Origin of the sequence: Salinimicrobium sp. WS361 (assembly GCF_050750585.1) — a bacterium.
Lineage (GTDB): Bacteria > Bacteroidota > Bacteroidia > Flavobacteriales > Flavobacteriaceae > Salinimicrobium.
This window is the reverse complement of sequence record NZ_JBOJLM010000004.1, coordinates 50,926-69,764: the sequence shown is the minus strand read 5'-3', so window position 1 is coordinate 69,764 and position 18,839 is coordinate 50,926. Positions and strand designations below refer to the sequence as shown.

The following is an 18,839-nucleotide window of genomic DNA, read 5'->3' as shown; positions in this document are numbered from 1 at the left end:
TTTAGTCGTTATAGGTTTGAACGAGGTAATAATTATGGTCTGGTGACCTTTTAATGATGAGCACGCTGCTTCCGTAAACCAGCGGCTCTCCTGTGAGTGATTTGACGTAGATGGACATGGTGCTTCCATCAACTTTAACTTCGGCATTGCCCATTTTATCTTCAGATATAGAGGAAAGTAAAAGCCCTTTTCGGCCCAGGTAATCTATAGGTGCATCGCCATCTTTGTTCAGGTTCTTAAAGAAACCTTTAAAAGGAGTGGTGAAAATCTTGTTGACGATAAGCGCCGGAAAAAGAGCGATGAGCATAATGGAAAACCCGAAGTAGTTGTCATACGAGTGGGTTACTGCAGTAGTGAGCACTGTCATAAACCACCAGATAAAGATCCAGCAGGTGAAGGTGAACATGAACGGAAGGCCTACAAAATTGAAGTAGATAAGAAAAACCTGCCACCATTTTAATGGTCGCCTGCGCTTGCCTACAACGTCCTCTTGGTTTACTTCGGCATTCGAAAGATCCTGAAAATCCATATTGCCGCCATCCATACCAGTCCCTGCATCAATAGCCGGATCAAGGTCAACCTCCACATCAAAATCGACATCATAGTCGAGTCCCCCTATCATTGTGAACACCCAGTAGAGGAGTAACACAATAAGAAGAATGGTAAGTACCAGGTTGACCTCAGAAAATAATATATTGAAAAGATTTGCCAAGATTAGGATTCTTTGGAGGCGTTAAGACCTAATTGCTCTTTAAGTTTTTCAAGATCGTCATCGGCCTTTGCTTTTGAAGTATCGGCTGCTTTATCAATCTCGTCGTCTATAGATTTTGAAGCGTTTGCAATGTCTCCATAAGCTTCTGCAAGGGCTTCGTCCTGTGCCACTTTTTCCTTCATTCGTTCCAGCATAGAAACGGTTCCGGTGCTGTCGAGTTCGGCCATTTGTTTGTTAAGGCTGCTGGTGGCTTTGCTTACTTTTACACGAGCTTTCAACGTTTTAAGCTCATTCTCCCAGTTGCTGATGTTGCTCTTAATAGTTTGAATCGTTTTTTGCAGCTGTGCCACGTTATTGTCGAATTTGGCCGACTCCTCTTTGGCGCGCTCCACCTGCTGTTCTGCAGCTTCCTTTTGAACAAGTGCCTCTTTTGCAAGACGATCTGCTTCGGAAGTATCCATCTCTTTACTGTGTCCTTTTTTAAGGATGATAATTGCCTTTTTTTGATATTCTTCGGCCTTATCCTGGTATTCTTCCTGGTCATTTTTAGCACGAATGGCCAAAGCTTTTACCTGTGCCAGGGCCTCCAGGCTCTTGTCAAGATCTTCTTTCATATCCCTGATGCCCTGCTCGGTCATTTTAATGGGATCTTCCATGTTGTCAATAGCCGAGTTTGTTTCAGCCTGACCTATTTTAAATAAACGTCTAAATATATTCATGATATTATGGTTTTAGTATTTTGAAAATTCAATAATGTGGTCTGAGTATTCACTCATTAACAGGCTAAGAGAGTTTAAACTGCCTTCCAGCTCGTTGATATCCATGTTCTCAATTTGCAGGGTATCTCTGAAGATGACTTTTTCGCCACTTTCATCCAGGACAAAGGCTCCGTGAATAATATCTCTGTTCTTCTGAAGCAGGTTCCTAAAGATCTTCTCCGACTGGTTATTGATCCTGAAAATAAATTGTTCTATGATCAAAATAGGAGGAGCTACTCCAAGAATAAGATTCCTGATTCCGTGGTTCTCTTTCTGAACTACCATGATGCTGTTTTCTGGATCTTCACGGCTAATGTTAAAGTTAAGTTCCAGTAAAAAATCCCTGGTAATACTAAAGTGATTTTTCATTGACTGATGGTTAGATTGTTAAAATTTTCTAAAAGTTAATATTACAAAAAAACTCTAAAAGAGGGCACAAAAAAGATTAATTAGGTGTACTAACAGAAAAATGATTAATGCGGCCATAATTTGCTGGTTTTAATTGGTTAATGATTGGTTTTAGTTGAAGATTTTTTCCTGTTTCCTATGCTTTTTAGTGCCCGGGCGATAGAAGAAATCAGAAAGTAATCCTCATAATATTAGCAGGAATAAAAGCTTTTTGCTAATATTGTTAGAGCAATGTACAATAAAAATTGGAAGTTGCAAATAAAATTAGCAAAATTATGTCCTTTTTTGGTAAGAACATTCGAAAGATACGCAGTGTAAAGTCTCTAAGTCAACAATCATTCGCTGAGCTGTTCGACTTAAAACGTGCAACATTAGGGGCTTACGAGGAAGAGCGGAGTGAGCCTAAGATCGATACAATTATTAAGATTGCTAACCATTTTAGCATCCCCCTGGACGACCTGCTCATGAAAGAGCTTACTGTAAATAAATTACTGAAGTTTCAGGGCAACCTTATTACAGATCAGGAAGAAATAGTGCGGGAACGTTTTGCTACAGTTCCATGTATTACACCTACTTGTAGTAATGACTATGTTTCCTATTATAATAAAGAGGATTTTATAAAAAGCCTGCCCTGCCTGCAACTACCGGTAAGCAAAGAGAAAAAATACCGCGGTTACACGGTAGATAACCTGGAAATGAGCAGTAATGATAAAGGGCTCTTTCCCAAAGATGTTGTTATAGGGGAATTTGTGCCGCCAAAAGATTACGCACAAATTGACAACGGTTGTTTAGTTCTCGTGGTTGCCGAAAATCAACTTATCCTGCGGAAATTATATATCACCAAGGATAAATTCATTCTTCGGGCAGAACATAAAAATGTAGAGGAGATGAGCTTTTTAAAAAAGGAAGTGAAAGAACTTTGGCAAGTGCGCTATGCATTTTATCACCGCCTGCCTGAATTTAGTGATGGCATTGAAGAAAAATTGCTCTTTTTAGAAAGAGAGTTTGTAAAGATGAGGGATTCCAGATGAGGTGGAATTTCATTTGCTAATCTTGAAGGTGTATTCTTTACCTGGTGTATATCTTCCGAAGTTCCTTTCAGCCACTTCCAAACCTAACATTTAAACTTTGCTTCATTCTTCATGACGTAAGAAGTGATAGATCTAATTTTACTGGAATTCAACAGGGTAAAGACATCAAGAAGGAGAGATTTCTCCTAAAACTTCTTTCGCGTATCTTTTTGAGATGGGAATACTTTTGTTGCCAATGGTGATCTCTTTGGTATTAAAGGCAGTAACACAATTTTTATTGATGATATAAGAACGGTGCACTTGTAAAAAGGAAGAAGAATTCACCTGCGCTAAAAACTCTTTAATACTGGAACGGATCAATTTTTCAGAATTTTCTAAATAAAGCATGAGATATTGATCTTCTTTTTTTGCAAACAGGATTTGCTCTTCTGACAGGATGACCTTTTTATCTCTATCCTTTACAATAATTTGCGCTTTTGTTTGTATTTTACTCACAGCCAGTTCCACAGCAATAAAAAGGTCCTTGTTATTAAAGGGTTTTACTAAATAGCTGGTGGGTTTTGTAGCAATTGCTTTTTTGATAGTCTCTACATCATTAAAAGCAGTCAAATAGATGAGCGGTATATTTAATTGATTCCCCAGCCAAACCCCGGTATGGGAGCCTTCAACCCTAATGTCTAAAATGGCAATATCTGGTTTTAATAAGGCGATCTCTGCGAGCGCAGTTTCTGCATTTGTTGCCATCCCACAAATAGTAAAATCCAGATCTTCCAGCGTCTGTTTTAGGAGCTCCTGGGTGATTATTTCGTCTTCTAAAATGTAAATTTTTATACTACTCATGAGTTGGGAAAAGTAAAATTAATTTAAAACTGGTAGAATTCTCAATCTTTAAATCTCCTTTTAATTGCTTATTCATCATTTCTATGATTTTCCTACCCATAGCCTGTTTTGGACTCTTTTCATTTTTAAAACTACCATTGTCAAAATATTCAAAGACATACTTCTTACCCTGCTTTTCAAAATGTATGTAAATCTCTGGATATTCTGTTTTTGTGAAAGCGTGTTTGTAGGAATTATTGATCAATTCATTCAGTAAAAGTGAAAAGGGGGTAGCTTGATCGATATCTAAAATAGAGGCGTCTATGTCTAAATGATAGGTGGCATTTATAGGAAAAAGCCTTTTGTAATAGTCTATACAATTTTCAATATTTTCTTTAACAGGAATTAGATTCTGCTTGCTTGAATTATATAATAGATTGTGAATACCGGCGATAGACTCTATCCTGCTTTGGCTATCCTGTAATTTTTCTTTTAATTCCTCATTCTTGCTGTTTACAATTTGCAGGCCCAACAATCCGGAAACAATTTGAAGATTATTTTTAATCCTGTGATGGATTTCCAACATCATAACATTTTTGATTTTGGCTTCATTTACAGCAATTTTATTTTTTGAAAATAAGATCTGTTTTTCTTTATACTGATTAAAAAGGTATAGAACAGAAATAGAAACCAATAACAGGAGCAGTAAAATAAACCACCAGGTTTTATAAAACACTTCTTTCGAAATTACTTTTAGAGTAATTCTTCCTCCTATTTTTTGATTAGAAGCATTATAGGCTTCCACCTGCAAATTATAAGTTCCGGCTGACAAGTTTGCGTATAGAATCTCTTTACCGGAATAGTTGGTGAACCATTCTGAGGTATTTCCGTTCCCCAATAAGCGATACTGGTACTTAATATCCTGGGGGTTCATCTGTCCAAATACAGATAGTGTTGCCGAAAACCTTCTGTATTCTGAAGGCAATACAATTTCGTTGGTGTTATTTAAAAAGCCGGGGGAGGTATTAACTTCCCAATGATTGTTCTCTGAATTAAAAAATGAAATTGAAGTAAATTGTGGTTGTACATTTATATTATTTTCAACCAGTTCCTCAGGCTTAAAATAGCTAAGACCTTTATAACTTCCCATTAAAATACTACCATCCTGCTCATCTTTGTAGGTGCTGAACATATTACCTTTAATTTCATAAACGCCGTCTTTTGCAGTATATCTAACGATCTTTTTTAATGATGGGTCTAAAGAAATAATCCCTGAATAGGTATTTAACCACAAAGTTCCGGTGTCATCTGCAACCATACCCATAATTGAGGTATTTAACGAACCTTCGTAAAAGGGTTTTAATTTTTTTGTCGTAGTATCAAACCTGTAAATTCCCCCATATTTTGTAGAAATCAGGATCCCGTAGTCTTCCAGGTAGTTTATTGAAAGCAAATGATCTGTTTCCACATTTTCAAATTCGTAGGTTTCAAAAATGCCATTTCCGTATTCAAAAATCCCCTTAGAGGAAGTTGCATAAAGTGTGGTGCCATCTGTAGTAAACTCTTTTATTTGTATATCACCTGTATTTGCAACTTCGGTCAATCTATTGCCGTTAATACTGTATTTAAAAATAACACCTCTATGATCTGCAGTAAACAGGGTGTCTTTTATTTTAATGATTTGTTCACCAGGAAATTTCACCGTTTTATTCTGAATCACCTTATAATCTGAATCCAGAGTGTAAAGATTATTAGCGTCTCCAATTAATAAAATGTTATCTCCTTCAACTAGAAAACCCCGGGAGTAATTTATTGCCAACGCGGTAGTATCATCCAGGATTTTAATTCGTTCTTCGGTATTGTTTTTAATATCGACACTGTAAATACCACCGGTCTCTGTTGCTACGATATAATTATTCTCCTTCAGTTTACTGATGGTTCGTACGCTTTTATCTTTCAAAAAAGTTCTGATTTTGCTATTGATAAAAGAATAGGATTCTAAGGTATTTCCATTGAGAACTACCAGGTCTTTTCCAATTTCCTTATAAGCGGTTTCAGAAGAATTCTTTATTTCAATTCTCGAGAGTAGCTCATTTTTAAAATTTGTGAAACGATACATCTCAATTGCTGTATAGTCACTGAAGCTCTCGGTTGAAAACGCGTGTTTGAAATCTGGTGAAAATTCCAGTGCTGCATTTTTGATAAATAGGTTACCGGTATTTGGTGTTTCTATGAATTTATTGAGCGCTTTATTGAATTTAAAGGCATTCTTATAGTTGTCCAGGTTTACGTAAAAGGCGTTATTAACTTTAAAAGTGGGATGTATGACCTCCGGAAAAAAATGAGTCCCATCAGCAGCTTCAAAATTATCTTCGGATATCTTCTGTGTGAATTTTCCTTCCTTATTCAGGAAATGCCCCTCTTTTTCTAATAATAACTTAATCAGTGTAAAATCATTTGTGGTGATGGGAGCAGCTAAAATCGGTTCAGCAACTGGTTTGTCAAAGGCTACGGAATCAATAAAAGTTAAACTTAATTTATCAAGTGCGGCACTATAAAATTTATCTTTTGATGTAAGGACAAGACGTGTCAAATCTCCGGTAGTGTAAGCTTCAGAAAATAAATTTTTTTTGTTTAAGTCATTATATTCTTTGACGGCCTTGATTTCTAAGGATTCTGTGTTGATATAAAATAATTCTGCCCGCGCAGCCTTATAATATAATTTTAGGTACAGCCCGTTAGACTTATGTTTAAAGAAGTGCCCTTTTTCAATTTTCTTATTAAAGGTGCCAGGTAATTTCAGGGTGAAAAAATTGGCTCCATCAAACCGCTGAATAATTATTTCGCGCTCTCCAAAAATATATTCGTTTGAAAGTTTGTTCTCTCCCAGGATCCACAGCCAGCCGGTCGTATCGTAGATAGAATGATAAGGCTTTGAAATCAAATAACCATCTGAAGAGGAGAACGTGCTTTTGGAAGTCAATACAGTATCTTCCTGCTGAGACCAGAGCGACATACTGTATCCTATGAAAAGTATAAAAAGTAATTTTTTCAAATGTTGAATTTAGGATAAGAAAGCGGGCCGTAATATTCCTGTTTAACCTCTCAAAAGGTTAATAATAACATACACCTAATTGTTAAATGTAAACAAAATGAAATTCAGCTTATAAATGGTCTTTTATTTAAGATAATTCATCCTGTGCGATAGAACCATGAGTTTTATCATGTTAATTTTATTAAAAGTATCCGTTCACGACAAAAAAGTGGCAGTTCACGACATTTTTTTTTGACACCCCAGCTTCTTTTATACTTTAGACCGTGAAAGCGCAAGACTCTACATTTTGATGAGTGTGAAGAGAAAAAATCTCAGGCAATGAATGGATATGTATAGGATGAGCCAAAATCACCCAAACAAAACCTCTCTCTCATGGAAGGAGAGGGCTATTATAGAGGAGCAAATAAATTCAATAAATTATACCAAGCACGAAAAATCGCTAAAACATGAGTTTAATAGAATAGTTAATAAATGATGGGGGTGAGATCATTTGATTATTATACGGAGTTAATTCGATAATGGATATTATCTAATTTATTTTTTCTGGGGGGGAGAAATATTTAGGTCTAATCAAAAAACATTTTATCGGATTAGTTTTACAACCTTTCAGTTCGCTGAAAGGTTTTTTTTGCTCCATGATGTTCTCAATTCTACTTTTTGGTTCTGATTCTATTAGATGCTACTATCTTCTAAACCACCTCTCAAAAATGGCATTTTTTGCACCTCTTAAAAAAGGAGCTTTCCCACAATGATCAATTTAAATACATTTCCTTTTATTTCTCGCTGTTAATCAATTTTCTACGGAAGTATAAAGGCTTATAAACCTCTCCCGATTAACTCTTGTTTACTCAAAGGGGTTTTGTTTTGCCTCGTCCCGAACATCGGCTGACAGGCTCTTTAAGAAGGCCACAATATCTTCAATCTCTGTTTCAGAAAGATCGTTGGCGGTTTGCAGTTCTACCATGATCTCTACTGCTTTATTAAGATCTTCTACAGAGCCGTCGTGGAAATATGGATAGGTATGTTCAATATTGCGCAAACCGGGAACTTTGAAGAAATACTTGTCCATTTCATCCTGACTTATTTCATAGAGCCCCAGATCAACGGTTTCAGATTCGGTGTATTTCCAGTAGTCTTCGTACAAACCAAATTTCTGGAACATTTGTCCGCCCATGGCAACTCCACTGTGGCAGGTTATACAACCGGCATTGATAAAGCTTTTGAGTCCGCTTTTTTCTCTTTCGGTAAGGGCTGAATGATCTCCTTCGAGATAGGAGTCAAACCGGCTTTTTGGCATCAGGGTACGTTCAAAAGCACCAATGGCCTTAAGGGCATTTTCAAAAGTAATTCCTTCCTCGCCATAAGCTTTGGTAAACAAATCCTGGTATAGCTCGACTTCTTTCAACCTATTCACCAGCTGTTCTTCCTCTTTGATGTTGTGTTCAATAGGGTTTAAAATTGGGCCTGCTGCCTGTTCTTCTACAGTTTGTGCACGGCCATCCCAAAATTGCATTTTGTGTAAAGCTGCGTAAAGCACCGTGGGGGAATTTCGGTTTCCGAAGGTTCCTTCAACATCCCCTGGAGAGAATTGCTGGTTGTCTACTCCATAAGTGTTCAGGTTGTGACAGGAATTACAGCTGATATTTCCCTCTCCCGACAAACGGGTGTCATAAAATAAATGTTTCCCGAGTTTTACTGCATTAGAGTCGGGTTCTTCCATTTCTACCGAAGATAAGGGTTGGAAATAGATGCTTGCATCAGTCAGCAGCTCGTAACCTTCATCGGAAAAGTCAGTTTCGGTATTCTCATTTTTATTTTTGCAGGAAATTATCACAAATAGCGACAACAGGAGTAGAACACGTTTCATATTTATAGAATTAGCGGTCAGGAACTAAAAATAAGAAAGATTTAATAGAGAAAACAATGACAAAAATCAATTATTGAAGCTTTTGAGTAGATTTCTTCTGAAAAAAAAACTTCTTTTCCCTCGAACTTTAAATAATCCGGTTCCATGCTAAAATTGAAGGTCCTGATCTACCTGCTTTAAAATCACCTCTCAAAAATGCCATTTTTGGCACCTCTTTCAAACGTCGGGATAAATCTGGTTTTATATCATGCTTCTACCAGTTTACTATCGTGGATAAGTGAAACTTTTAGATTGCAGATTCTATATAAAAAAAGCTTCCCATGTAACAATCTATCCTCTTAGGCCACTAATACATACATATTTGAAATTCTTTAAACAAAAACTATGCTTTCTATCCAAAATCTGAACAAAACCTACCCTAACGGAACCCAGGCTTTAAATAACGTAAACCTTGAAATTCATAAAGGAATGTTTGGTCTTTTAGGCCCCAATGGTGCGGGTAAATCAAATTTGATGCGTACAATAGCAACCTTACAAATTGCCGATAGTGGCAGCATTGAGTTTGATGGGATTGATGTTTTTGACCAACCTGAAGAATTGCGAAAAGTATTAGGGTATTTACCTCAGGATTTCGGCGTGTACCCAAAAGTATCTGCAGAAATGATGCTCAACCATATTGCCAAAATTAAAGGGATTCACAGCGCCAAAGATCGGAAAGCCTACGTGGCCGACCTTTTAAATAAGGTGAACCTGTATAACTTCAGAAAAAGGAATTTAGGTGATTACTCTGGCGGGATGCGTCAACGTTTTGGGATCGCCCAGGCCTTAATAGGAAACCCGAAATTAATTATTGTGGATGAACCTACAGCTGGTTTAGATCCTTTGGAGCGTAACCGTTTTCATAATCTGTTAAGTGAATTAGGGGAAGATGCAGTAGTAATTCTCTCCACTCATATTGTAGATGATGTGGTGAATTTATGCACCAATATGGCAGTTTTTAACCAGGGAGAGGTAGTGGTACAGGGTCACCCGCAGGAGCTATCTGACTCTCTAAACGAGAAGGTATACCGGAAAAGAATTGATAAGAATGAAATTGAAAAATATGAATCAGAATATCACGTGCTTTCATCCTATCTACGAAGTGGAAATATGAACGTAAATGTATTTTCTGATGTTCATCCCGGTGACGGTTTTGAAAGAGTAAATAATAATCTGGAAGATTTCTACTTCTATAGCATCAACCAACCTCAAACTGTGTAATTATGAAGGAGATTTTCTTATTTGAACTCAAATACAGGCTGAGACGACCGGCAACCTACATTTATATATTTATAATGTTCCTTATTCCGCTTTTATTGAGCGTTTTTGAAGATTCAAACACGGCTCAGTACACCAATAGTCCAAACGCTATTGTGGGAATCTTAGGCGTAATGAGTATTATGAGTCTGTTTTTTTATGCCGCTATAATGGGGGTGCCCGTGTATCGCGATGAGGAGCATAAAACCGCACAGACCTATTTTACCTTTCCTGTTTCAGAAAAGAACTACATCCTGGGACGCTTTTTTGGAAGTTATGCCATTGTAACCCTTATGAATATTGGAGCGGTGATAGGGGCGATGATTGGGTTTGGGCTTGGCGCCTTGTTAAACCGACCAGATTACGGAACCTATACTTCTTTTAATATAGTCTCTTATGCCTTGCCTTTTCTACATCTCTTAACGATCAATTCTTTTTTTATAGGAAGCCTGTTCTTTTGTTTGATGACCTTTTTCAAACGCATGTCAATTTTATATTTAGGAGGAATTGTTATTTTTATCTTAACCATTGCTTCAGGGCAATTACTCTCCGGTTTAGATACCGAGTGGTTAAGTGTTTACGTTGATCCATTTGGGGAGACCGCTCATGGTTACATTACAAAGTATTGGACTGTAGATGAATTGAATAACACCCAATTATCACTTTCAGGCAAATTTGCCTTAAACAGGTTGTTATGGCTGGGTATCGCTTTACTGATTTTCTTCTTCACCTTATTTAAATTCTCTTACAAAGGCTTTTTAACTTCATCAAAAAAGAAATCGGCCAAAGAATCAAAAGTAGCTTATGTGCCTTCCACTTTTATTCCTGAAGTTTTACAGCAGTTCAATTCCAGAGCCCGAAGAGAAAACCTGTTATCCCTAAGTAAGATTGAATTTTTATCTATTGTAAAAGAAACTGTTTTTGTGATCTTGATCGTTATCGGGATCATTGTCGCAGGTTTTGTAACCTACCAGTCCAACCAGATTTATGGAACGCCATCCTTACCGTTAACACGATATATGGTGGCACAAATCTCAGGTGGAATATCCTTATTCTCTGTAATTATTTTAATTATTTATGCGGGCGAAGCTGTGCATAGAACCAGAAAGAACAAAACTTTTGAATTTTACGATGCTCTACCGGTTAGCAATATCACCTTATACCTTTCTAAGATTATCTCTTTAATTGGTGTTGCCCTTGTGCTAACCCTACTCAATGTTGTAGTTGGCCTTTTGTATCAAAGCTTTAATGGTTATTTCAATTTTGAGTTGGGTATGTATTTGACCTATAACTTTATGACGATCTTTCCAAGCTATCTTATGACTGTGCTGTTGGCATTTTTCATACATGTTCTGGTCAACAACAAGTTTTTAGGACATTTTTTAGTCATTATGATTTACGTTGGCTTACCTATCCTAATAGGTTTAGTGTTTAAATCCTCAAATCCCTTATTGAATTTTGGGGGTACTCCTTATTCTTTTCTCAGTGATTTGAATGGCTTCGGACATTATTTATATGGGCAATCCTGGCTGAATATCTATTGGATTTCGATCACCTGTATTTTTGCGACTATTGGCATTCTTTTCTGGAATCGCGGTTTCATTTCTTCCCCTAAAGAAAGATTGCACCTGGCAAAGCAGCGGTTAAACGGAAAGACCCTGAGCTTAATGCTGTTCTTTGTATTCCTATTCGTTTCTGTAGGTGCTTATAGCTATTACAATTTAAAAGTCTTAAATCAACTGGAAGATGGCAATTACAGCGAAAAGCTTAATGCTGAAGCCGAGAAAAAATATGGGAAATATATCGACCAACCCCATGTCCAGGTTGTTGATCTAAAGGCCTTTATTGATATTTTTCCTGAAGACCGAAGTATAGCGGCCAAAGGAGAATTTGAGGTCATTAATAACTTTGATACACCTATTGATACGCTTTTGATGGAAGTGAAATTCCCAATAGCAGATACAAAGATTATGAAGGTGGTGTATAACGGCACAGAACTTAAACCGTTTTTAGAAGATGATGAATACAGGATGTTTATCTACGAACTGCCAACAAGCCTGCAGCCAGGAGACACAGCATCATTAGTCATCGAAACAAGAGCCAGTACGCATGGATTCTCTGCAAGTTCAGAAACAGCAGTTTTAAACAATGGAACTTTCTTTAGACATACTATTTTTCCTTCCTTTCATTTTGAGCGTGCATTAGAGGAAAATGGCATACGTAAAAAATATGGTCTAAAGGAGCTTGATTACTTATTGCCACCAAAAACAGATAGTACTGCCCTAAAGAAAAACCTCTTTAATGAAGATGCAGATTATCTCAATTTTGAAGCTGTAGTAAGTACTTCAAAAGGACAAACAGCCATAGCCCCGGGAACCCTTACCAGGCAATGGGAAGAAAATAACAGGAGCTACTTTCATTATAAACTGGAAGACAAAACCGACTACTTTTTTAGTTTTGTTTCGGCTACCTATGATATTGAAAAAGATACCTGGACAGCGCCAAGTGGAAAGGAAGTTACCATAGAGGTTTACCATTCCCCCAAGCATAAAGAGAACCTGGAACATTTTATTAAAGGGGTTAAAGTTGCTTTAGAATACAACTCGCAAAACTTTATGGAATACCCGTATTCAGTGCTTCGGGTGATCGAATTTCCGGCTTATGCCAGTTTTGCCCAGTCTTTTGCTACGTCAATTCCCTATTCCGAAAACTTTGGCTTTACAGCAGACTTTTCCAAATCTGACAGTTATAATTATGCTTTCAGGGTTACATCTCACGAGGTGGCACACCAGTGGTGGGGTCATATTATTACGCCAAGTAAAACTTCAGGTGCTAATATCATTTCTGAAACTTTGGCCGAATATGCTTCTTTAATGACAATGAAACAGGAGTATGGTGAGAACGGAATTAAATCGTTCTTAAAAGTGTCGCTTGACAAATATCTCAACGGCCGTCAGTTTAGTTTCAAACCTGAGCGCACACTATTGGATGTTGAAGTAGGCCAGTATATCTGGTACGAAAAAGGTTCTATGATCATGTATGATCTACAGGATGTAATTGGGGAAGAATTGGTGAATAAGGGACTCAAAAACTTTTTGGAAGAATTTAAATATAACAAGAAAGGTTATTATCCAACTTCTGAAGATCTGTACAAAGCTTTATATGCTGTAACGCCCGATTCTTTAAAATACAAAGTTGATGATGGGTTCAAAGAAATCGTTTTGTATGAAAACAGGGTGATGAATGCCAAAACCAAACCTTTAGATAATGGTAAATGGGAAACTACTTTTACTGTAAATGCTAAAAAATTCTATTATGATAATACAGGTAAGGAAGATCGTGTTGACGAGAAGAAAAACCTGGTGGATGTAGGGCTGTTTGGAGAAGATGTTGAAAATGCTGATGGGGTAACCATTAAAAACCCGTTGTACCTTAAATTAAAATGGTTAGAACCCGGTGAAAATACCTTTACCGTAATTACTGATGAAAAACCTGTAAAAGCCGGAATCGATCCCTATAACAAATTGATCGACCGAAACTCCGACGATAATTTGAAAACTGTAGAGGAGTAAACAACAATATAAAAAAGTAGCAAAAGCGAGGTTCATCCTCGCTTTTGCTTTTTAATGGATTGTCGTAAAAAGTTTCAGGATTTAAAAACTTCTGAAATTCAAATAATCTACAATTATAACAATCCTCACCTTTCAGTATTACCAGTTACCTTCCAAAAATGTCATTTTTGGCACCTCTTCTTCAGAATAAAACTTGTCTCTTATAACCTCATTTTTGACTCCCGGTAACCAACAGCATCTTGGGGTATGGTGGGTCTGTCGTTAGATTTAAACCAGCTTTTCACCCGGTTGTAATCCAAATAGTAGGAGATCCTTAAAGAAAGGCTGTTAACCTGTGGCTGGTCAAAGAGGTTCTTAAAATTGTCGCCAATATTGATGTGCGAACGCTCTATGTAGCTGTCGGTGGCGTTGCGGTAGAGCAACGTCATCTGGCTTCCGGGGGCAAACCACCAGGAAAAGCGTAAATCCAGGTTCCAGCTGTTGTAAGTAGTGTTGTATTCGTCATTTTTGGAACCGTAATCGCTTAAACCTCCATCGTTTTGGAGCGTATAAAATTCAGAATAAAACACTTCAGAATAATAGTGCCTAAAGGCCAGGTTCAGCCCCATTTTATTGTTGAAGATGTAATTTGCACCCAGAGAGTTCACAATGGTGTTGCGATCGCGCTGCCCAAACAGGATATTATCATCTTCCAAAAAATCTACAAAGCCCTCTTCTTTGTCAGACAATCTCACGTTGGTAGACAGGCGTACATTGAACTTATCTGAAAACCTGTATTGGGGGCTAAAATCAAAAATTAGATCTCCCCGGCCACGTTCATCGTACTTGTACCAGTCGGCCAATACTTCTACTACCAGCTTCTTCCTGAAATCTGTATTGAACCAAAGCCACACATCGTAATAAGCAGGAATACTAAAATACTTACCATCTACCCGTGGCTCATAGATATCGTTTGTGCCAATGGGAGTGGTTTCAAAACCCCCGCCAAAATTGAAAAATTCGCGGGTAGTAAAGCTGGAATTAAAGTTGAGGATCCAGTTGCTGTGCAGGTCGGGTTCCAGGCGGCGTTCATGTATACTTACCCAGTTGAGGTACATATTGTTTAGAAAGCCTTTTGGCTGCAAAAGCCTGCGCTGGTAAAGGCCCTGGTAACGTACGAAATTTGTGGCGCTGGAATAGCCAAGGTCGTTAATATCATAGTCTTTGGTGCGTAAATTGGCGTTGAGGTCCATCCGGTTCTTTCCACTTATTTTGGACACTCCGGCCTGAGCCTCCATACCAGTTTTGGTGTCTTCTTCCATTACCCAGCTGCCTTCAATCCCACCAAAATAATTAAATGTGTTGGTTTTATTTGTGTGGTCAACATACAGGCCTGTAGCGTTGGCGTCCCTAAAATGGCCTTCGCGGGTGGTGTTGGTATTTACCAGTGAAACTGAAGAATTGTCGCCGTAGCGTTGATCGAGCACCAGGATATTGTAATTGGTGAAAGGTTCGATAAGCTCCCGGCGGGTGGCACCGGTTTCGGTATTCTTCACTGTGACATGGGTCTTTTCGGTTATGGCGTTAAAAAATCCGATTCCAAGTCCTCCATCTGTCCTTCCCGAGACCTTCAAAGCGTTGATAAGATCTACGGAAGAAGGAAAATCAACAATCTCTTCTTCTTCCTGAAGTGGCACATCTCCAAAAGGCTCACCGCCCACCCTGCGCGAATAGAAAAGGTCTCCTTTGGTAAAGAGCTCGGTTCCTTCAGTAAAAAATGGTCGCTGCTCATCATATTGCACTTCAAAAGCCGAAAGATTGAGAACAGTTTCGTCAAATTTAGTTTGTCCAAAATCGGGGATCAGGATCATGTCGAGTGTAAAGGCGTCATTAATGCCATATTTCAGGTCCATTCCACCGTTAACGTTAGTGCTGGTCTCGCCGTCGTAATTGTTGAGGTAAGTAGAAATATATGGCTGTACCGATAGTCGGGTAGGGGTTTCAATATTTTCAATGCCATGTATCTCCCCGTCGTAAATGGAGTAAGAACCTTTGGAATTGTCAATAGGGCTCCAGCTGTACCGGGTGCCGCTGCGTTTAAACTCCCGCTCTATCTGCAACCCCCATTCCTGGATAGATTTTTCTGGAAAACGCAGTTCGGAATATGGAATAAAGATCTCGGCCGTCCACCCGCGGTCATTGATATCTACATTGCTGTACCAAACGGCATTCCACGAAGAGTCTTCGTTCCCATTGGTCATTTTTGCATCGTACTGGACTCCTGCAGCCGTTACGATGAACTGCATGCTCTGTTGCCGGTCATTATACCCGTTGAGCAGGATAAAAAAGAAGTCGTCATTGCCTATCCCGTCGCGCTCGGTGAGTTCTTTTCGTATTTCTGAAGGTTTTGGGTCCAGCATTTCGGCTCCAAAATAGATCCCCAGATCGTCATAAACTACTTTTACGGTAGTGGCAAGGCTATCGGGAATAGATCGCCCGTTATTTGGAAGCCGTTCCACAAAATTGGTAGCGCTGGCCGCATTTTTCCACGCCGCATCGTCTAACCTGCCGTCAATCTTTGGAGCGTCATTAATGCGGGAGATGTAGATCTGTTTCCTCGGAATACTGTCTTTTTCCTGTGCAAAAGCCGAAATACTTAACAAGAGAAAAAGAGCTGAAAAAAGTGATTTCATCAAGAAGTTTAGTTAATAGACAGCAAAAATTCATATTTGTTGCAGTTTATCTGAATGTTTTTTATCTATTTCGGTTATTTCTGAAATTTTACTGGAAATTCCTTCCAAAAATGGCATTTTTGAGGAGTGATTTTTTCTGAAGAAGTTGTGGGAAATTCACTTCCGAAGAAATATGGGTTTTACATTAAAATGAAGGATTTGTGAAATTCTTAGGATTTATAAAAACTATACTTTTTTAAATTGGGACTGAAAAACCTCTTTTAATGGAGCATGCAATATGTTTTATAAGTACCGCCAGCAACAATTTTACAGTTGGCGAGATTGAAACCTTACTTCCCAAATGGCAGGAGAAGAACAACAAGGAAAATATTAAAGGAATGCTCCTTTTTTCTGAAGGTAATTTCTTTCAGGTACTGGAAGGGGAAAAGACTAAGGTTTTGGAGCTGTTTCAGCGTATCAAAGAAGACCCCCGTCACAATAACATTATCCAGGTGGTGGGAAAAGACCTCTCAAAAGGCTCTTTTGATCATTATATTGTTGAACATCTGGATGAAGCAGAATATTCAAAACCTGAGTTGGTAAGCCAATACTGCGAATCTGTAAAGGGAATGGATCCCGAAACTCAGCAGCAAATCAAAAACATTCTCAAATCATTTATTGACACCAGGGTTTTATAGTTTTTATTAGCTTGCCGGGGTGCAATTTCATTTCAATTATTTTGCGGCGGCTGTTCTTCTTTTCTTTACAGAAGTTTTTATTGCTGCTTTTATAAACGATAAGATCATTAGGCCCTACGGCGGAGATTTCGTGGTGGTCATCTTTCTCTACTGCCTTTTAAAAAGCTTTTTTAATATTCCTGTCAAAAATGCCATTTTTGGAGTGCTGTTTTTCGCCTTTGCTGTTGAAGCTTCGCAATATTTCGGGCTTCTTTCTCTTCTAAATCTTCAGGATAATAGGATTGCTTCGGCAGTGTTGGGGAATCATTTTGAATGGCTGGATATTTTTATTTACATCCTTGCTGCATTGTGCATTTATTCCGCAGAAAAAATTAAAGCAGGTTATTTGAAGGCTGAGTGAGGTGAAATTTGTCACCAGCGCAAAAAACAAAATATGTTCCGGGATATTTTAGCTGTATTTTTTACTTCCGAAGAAAGCTAAAACAGCTGAATGTTAAAGAACTTTTGAAGCAGGGTAAGTATAAACATGAGGCCCAAAACTACCGGACAAATAAATTTGATCATTATATTTAAAAAGCCTTCCATAAAAGAGCCTTTATAATTTTTTGCACCCTGGCTTATTTCATCAGAAAATTTGGCAGTGGTCCACCGGGTGGCGATAAAGACACTAAGCAGGAACCCTCCAAGGGGCAGCGCAATAACCGAAAATATATCCTGTACAAGGTCCATAAAGCTCTTTGATGTGCCTTCGTAAAAAGTGAAGCTGGTTAAGCTTTGAATGGCACCGTAACCCAGCATACTGGGTATTCCAATAAAAAAGATAACAAGAGCCATCAAAGAAACTGCCCTGCGGCGGGACCATTTGCGCTCGTCAATGAGGTAGGCAACGGCCACCTCCAGCAGGGAGATGGTAGAGGTGAGGGCGGCAAAACACAGTAAAAGGAAAAAACTACTCCCTACGATTTTCCCCAACACTGGCCCCATGGCCTGAAAGATTCCGGGAAGTGCTACAAATACCAGTCCCGGGCCTTCTGAAGGAGATTGTCCCTGAGAGAAAACAAGCGGGAAAATCATTAAACCTGCCAAAAATGCCACCATGGTATCTGCAATTACCACCAAGCTGGCAGAGCTTAAGATATTTTCCTGTTTACTGAGATAAGAGCCATAAGTAATCAAACCGCCCATTCCCAGGCTTAGGGAAAAGAAAGCCTGCCCAAGAGCAGAGTAAATAGTTTCGGCATTAATAAGGCTAAAGTTGGGCAGCAAATAAAACTTCACGCCCTCTATGGCTCCCGGTAAGGTGAGCCCGTAAACTATGATTCCCAGTAGCAGGAAAAAAAGCGCCGGCATCAATATTTTTGCAGAACCTTCAATGCCTTTTTTGACGCCCTGCAGTACTATCACGGCAGTAATGGCCATAAACCCAAAGCTAAACCAGAGATTATCTGAATAATCGGCTACATATTCTCCAAAAAAGGATGAAAAATCATTTTCTTCCAATAAATTTCCGAAGGCTGTTTCAAGAAAATAACCGAAGGCCCAACCAGAAACGACATTATAGAAAGAGAGGATCATGATTCCTGAAAGAATACCGAACAGCCCTACAAGTCCCCAGGCTTTTCCGCCGTATTTTTTATAAGCTCCATAAGGGTTGGACTGTGCACTGCGGCCCAGGGTGATTTCTCCCAACATTATTGGAAAACCTATTAGGAAAATCCAGAAAACATAGATTATTAAAAAAGCGGCCCCTCCGTTTTGTCCTGCCACATACGGAAACTGCCAAATATTCCCCAAGCCTACTGCCGATCCTGCGGCTGCGGCTATAAAGCCTAACCTGCTTGAAAATCCACCTCTTGTTGTCATGCGGCAAAAGTAGATTATTCTTCCTAATTTTTTTAGTGAATTTTGCAGGCTTTAAAATAGCTAACCGTATTATGCCATTAAAGACGAGGTAAGGTGTCACCAAAAAAAG

General features: G+C 38.5%; 13 protein-coding genes. 5 read left to right on the top strand and 8 right to left on the bottom strand.

The window, feature by feature from the left end:
* Position 1: 1 nt before the first annotated feature.
* The 3 genes from ACQ93I_RS05070 to ACQ93I_RS05060 are packed head-to-tail and all read right to left on the bottom strand — an operon-like array spanning position 2 to position 1,839.
* A complete protein-coding gene (locus ACQ93I_RS05070) occupies positions 2 to 712 on the bottom strand; it encodes a hypothetical protein (RefSeq protein ID WP_431697469.1) in 711 nt (236 codons plus the stop codon).
* 2 nt (positions 713 to 714) lie between these two features.
* Positions 715 to 1,431 carry a PspA/IM30 family protein gene (locus tag ACQ93I_RS05065; protein ID WP_431697468.1) on the bottom strand — a complete coding sequence of 239 codons (717 nt, stop codon included), beginning with the start codon at positions 1,429 to 1,431 and terminating at the stop codon, positions 715 to 717.
* A gap of 12 nt (positions 1,432 to 1,443) precedes the next feature.
* The gene (locus tag ACQ93I_RS05060) at positions 1,444 to 1,839 is read right to left on the bottom strand and encodes a molecular chaperone Tir (protein WP_431697467.1); all 396 of its coding nucleotides are present in this window, start codon (positions 1,837 to 1,839) and stop codon (positions 1,444 to 1,446) included.
* 314 nt (positions 1,840 to 2,153) lie between these two features.
* Here ACQ93I_RS05060 and ACQ93I_RS05055 point away from each other — a divergent pair, with 314 nt between their 5' ends.
* Positions 2,154 to 2,909, top strand: coding sequence for a helix-turn-helix domain-containing protein (locus ACQ93I_RS05055; RefSeq protein ID WP_431697466.1), 756 nt, complete (start codon positions 2,154 to 2,156; stop codon positions 2,907 to 2,909).
* Between the two features lie 165 nt (positions 2,910 to 3,074).
* Here ACQ93I_RS05055 and ACQ93I_RS05050 read toward each other — a convergent pair whose 3' ends face one another.
* From ACQ93I_RS05050 to ACQ93I_RS05040, 3 genes are all read right to left on the bottom strand, one after another.
* Positions 3,075 to 3,749 carry a LytR/AlgR family response regulator transcription factor gene (locus ACQ93I_RS05050; RefSeq protein WP_431697465.1) on the bottom strand — a complete coding sequence of 225 codons (675 nt, stop codon included), beginning with the start codon at positions 3,747 to 3,749 and terminating at the stop codon, positions 3,075 to 3,077.
* Complete coding sequence (locus ACQ93I_RS05045; RefSeq protein WP_431697464.1) at positions 3,742 to 6,783, bottom strand: histidine kinase dimerization/phosphoacceptor domain -containing protein; 3,042 nt, start codon at positions 6,781 to 6,783, stop codon at positions 3,742 to 3,744. Before ACQ93I_RS05045 ends, ACQ93I_RS05050 begins: the two co-directional genes overlap by 8 nt.
* Before the next feature lie 844 nt (positions 6,784 to 7,627).
* Positions 7,628 to 8,650 carry a cytochrome-c peroxidase gene (locus tag ACQ93I_RS05040; protein WP_431697463.1) on the bottom strand — a complete coding sequence of 341 codons (1,023 nt, stop codon included), beginning with the start codon at positions 8,648 to 8,650 and terminating at the stop codon, positions 7,628 to 7,630.
* Positions 8,651 to 9,034: 384 nt separating this feature from the next.
* Between ACQ93I_RS05040 and ACQ93I_RS05035 the strand changes: the two genes are divergently transcribed.
* Together ACQ93I_RS05035 and ACQ93I_RS05030 are read left to right on the top strand one after the other, a co-directional pair.
* Entirely contained in the window at positions 9,035 to 9,910 is an 876-nt protein-coding gene (locus ACQ93I_RS05035) for an ABC transporter ATP-binding protein (protein ID WP_431697462.1), read from the top strand.
* A gap of 2 nt (positions 9,911 to 9,912) precedes the next feature.
* Positions 9,913 to 13,518, top strand: coding sequence for an ABC transporter permease/M1 family aminopeptidase (locus ACQ93I_RS05030; RefSeq protein ID WP_431697461.1), 3,606 nt, complete (start codon positions 9,913 to 9,915; stop codon positions 13,516 to 13,518).
* Positions 13,519 to 13,718: 200 nt separating this feature from the next.
* On the opposite strand, the gene ACQ93I_RS05025 is transcribed toward ACQ93I_RS05030, so the two are convergent.
* Entirely contained in the window at positions 13,719 to 16,190 is a 2,472-nt protein-coding gene (locus tag ACQ93I_RS05025) for a DUF5916 domain-containing protein (protein WP_431697460.1), read from the bottom strand.
* A gap of 263 nt (positions 16,191 to 16,453) precedes the next feature.
* Between ACQ93I_RS05025 and ACQ93I_RS05020 the strand changes: the two genes are divergently transcribed.
* Together ACQ93I_RS05020 and ACQ93I_RS05015 are read left to right on the top strand one after the other, a co-directional pair.
* Entirely contained in the window at positions 16,454 to 16,867 is a 414-nt protein-coding gene (locus tag ACQ93I_RS05020) for a BLUF domain-containing protein (RefSeq protein ID WP_431697459.1), read from the top strand.
* 19 nt (positions 16,868 to 16,886) lie between these two features.
* A complete protein-coding gene (locus ACQ93I_RS05015; RefSeq protein WP_431697458.1) occupies positions 16,887 to 17,267 on the top strand; it encodes a DUF2809 domain-containing protein in 381 nt (126 codons plus the stop codon).
* 77 nt (positions 17,268 to 17,344) lie between these two features.
* Here the strand turns inward: ACQ93I_RS05015 and ACQ93I_RS05010 are convergent, their stop codons facing one another.
* Positions 17,345 to 18,730 (bottom strand): sodium-dependent transporter, encoded by a 1,386-nt coding sequence (locus ACQ93I_RS05010; protein WP_431697457.1) that lies wholly within the window; start codon positions 18,728 to 18,730, stop codon positions 17,345 to 17,347.
* Positions 18,731 to 18,839 lie beyond the last annotated feature (109 nt).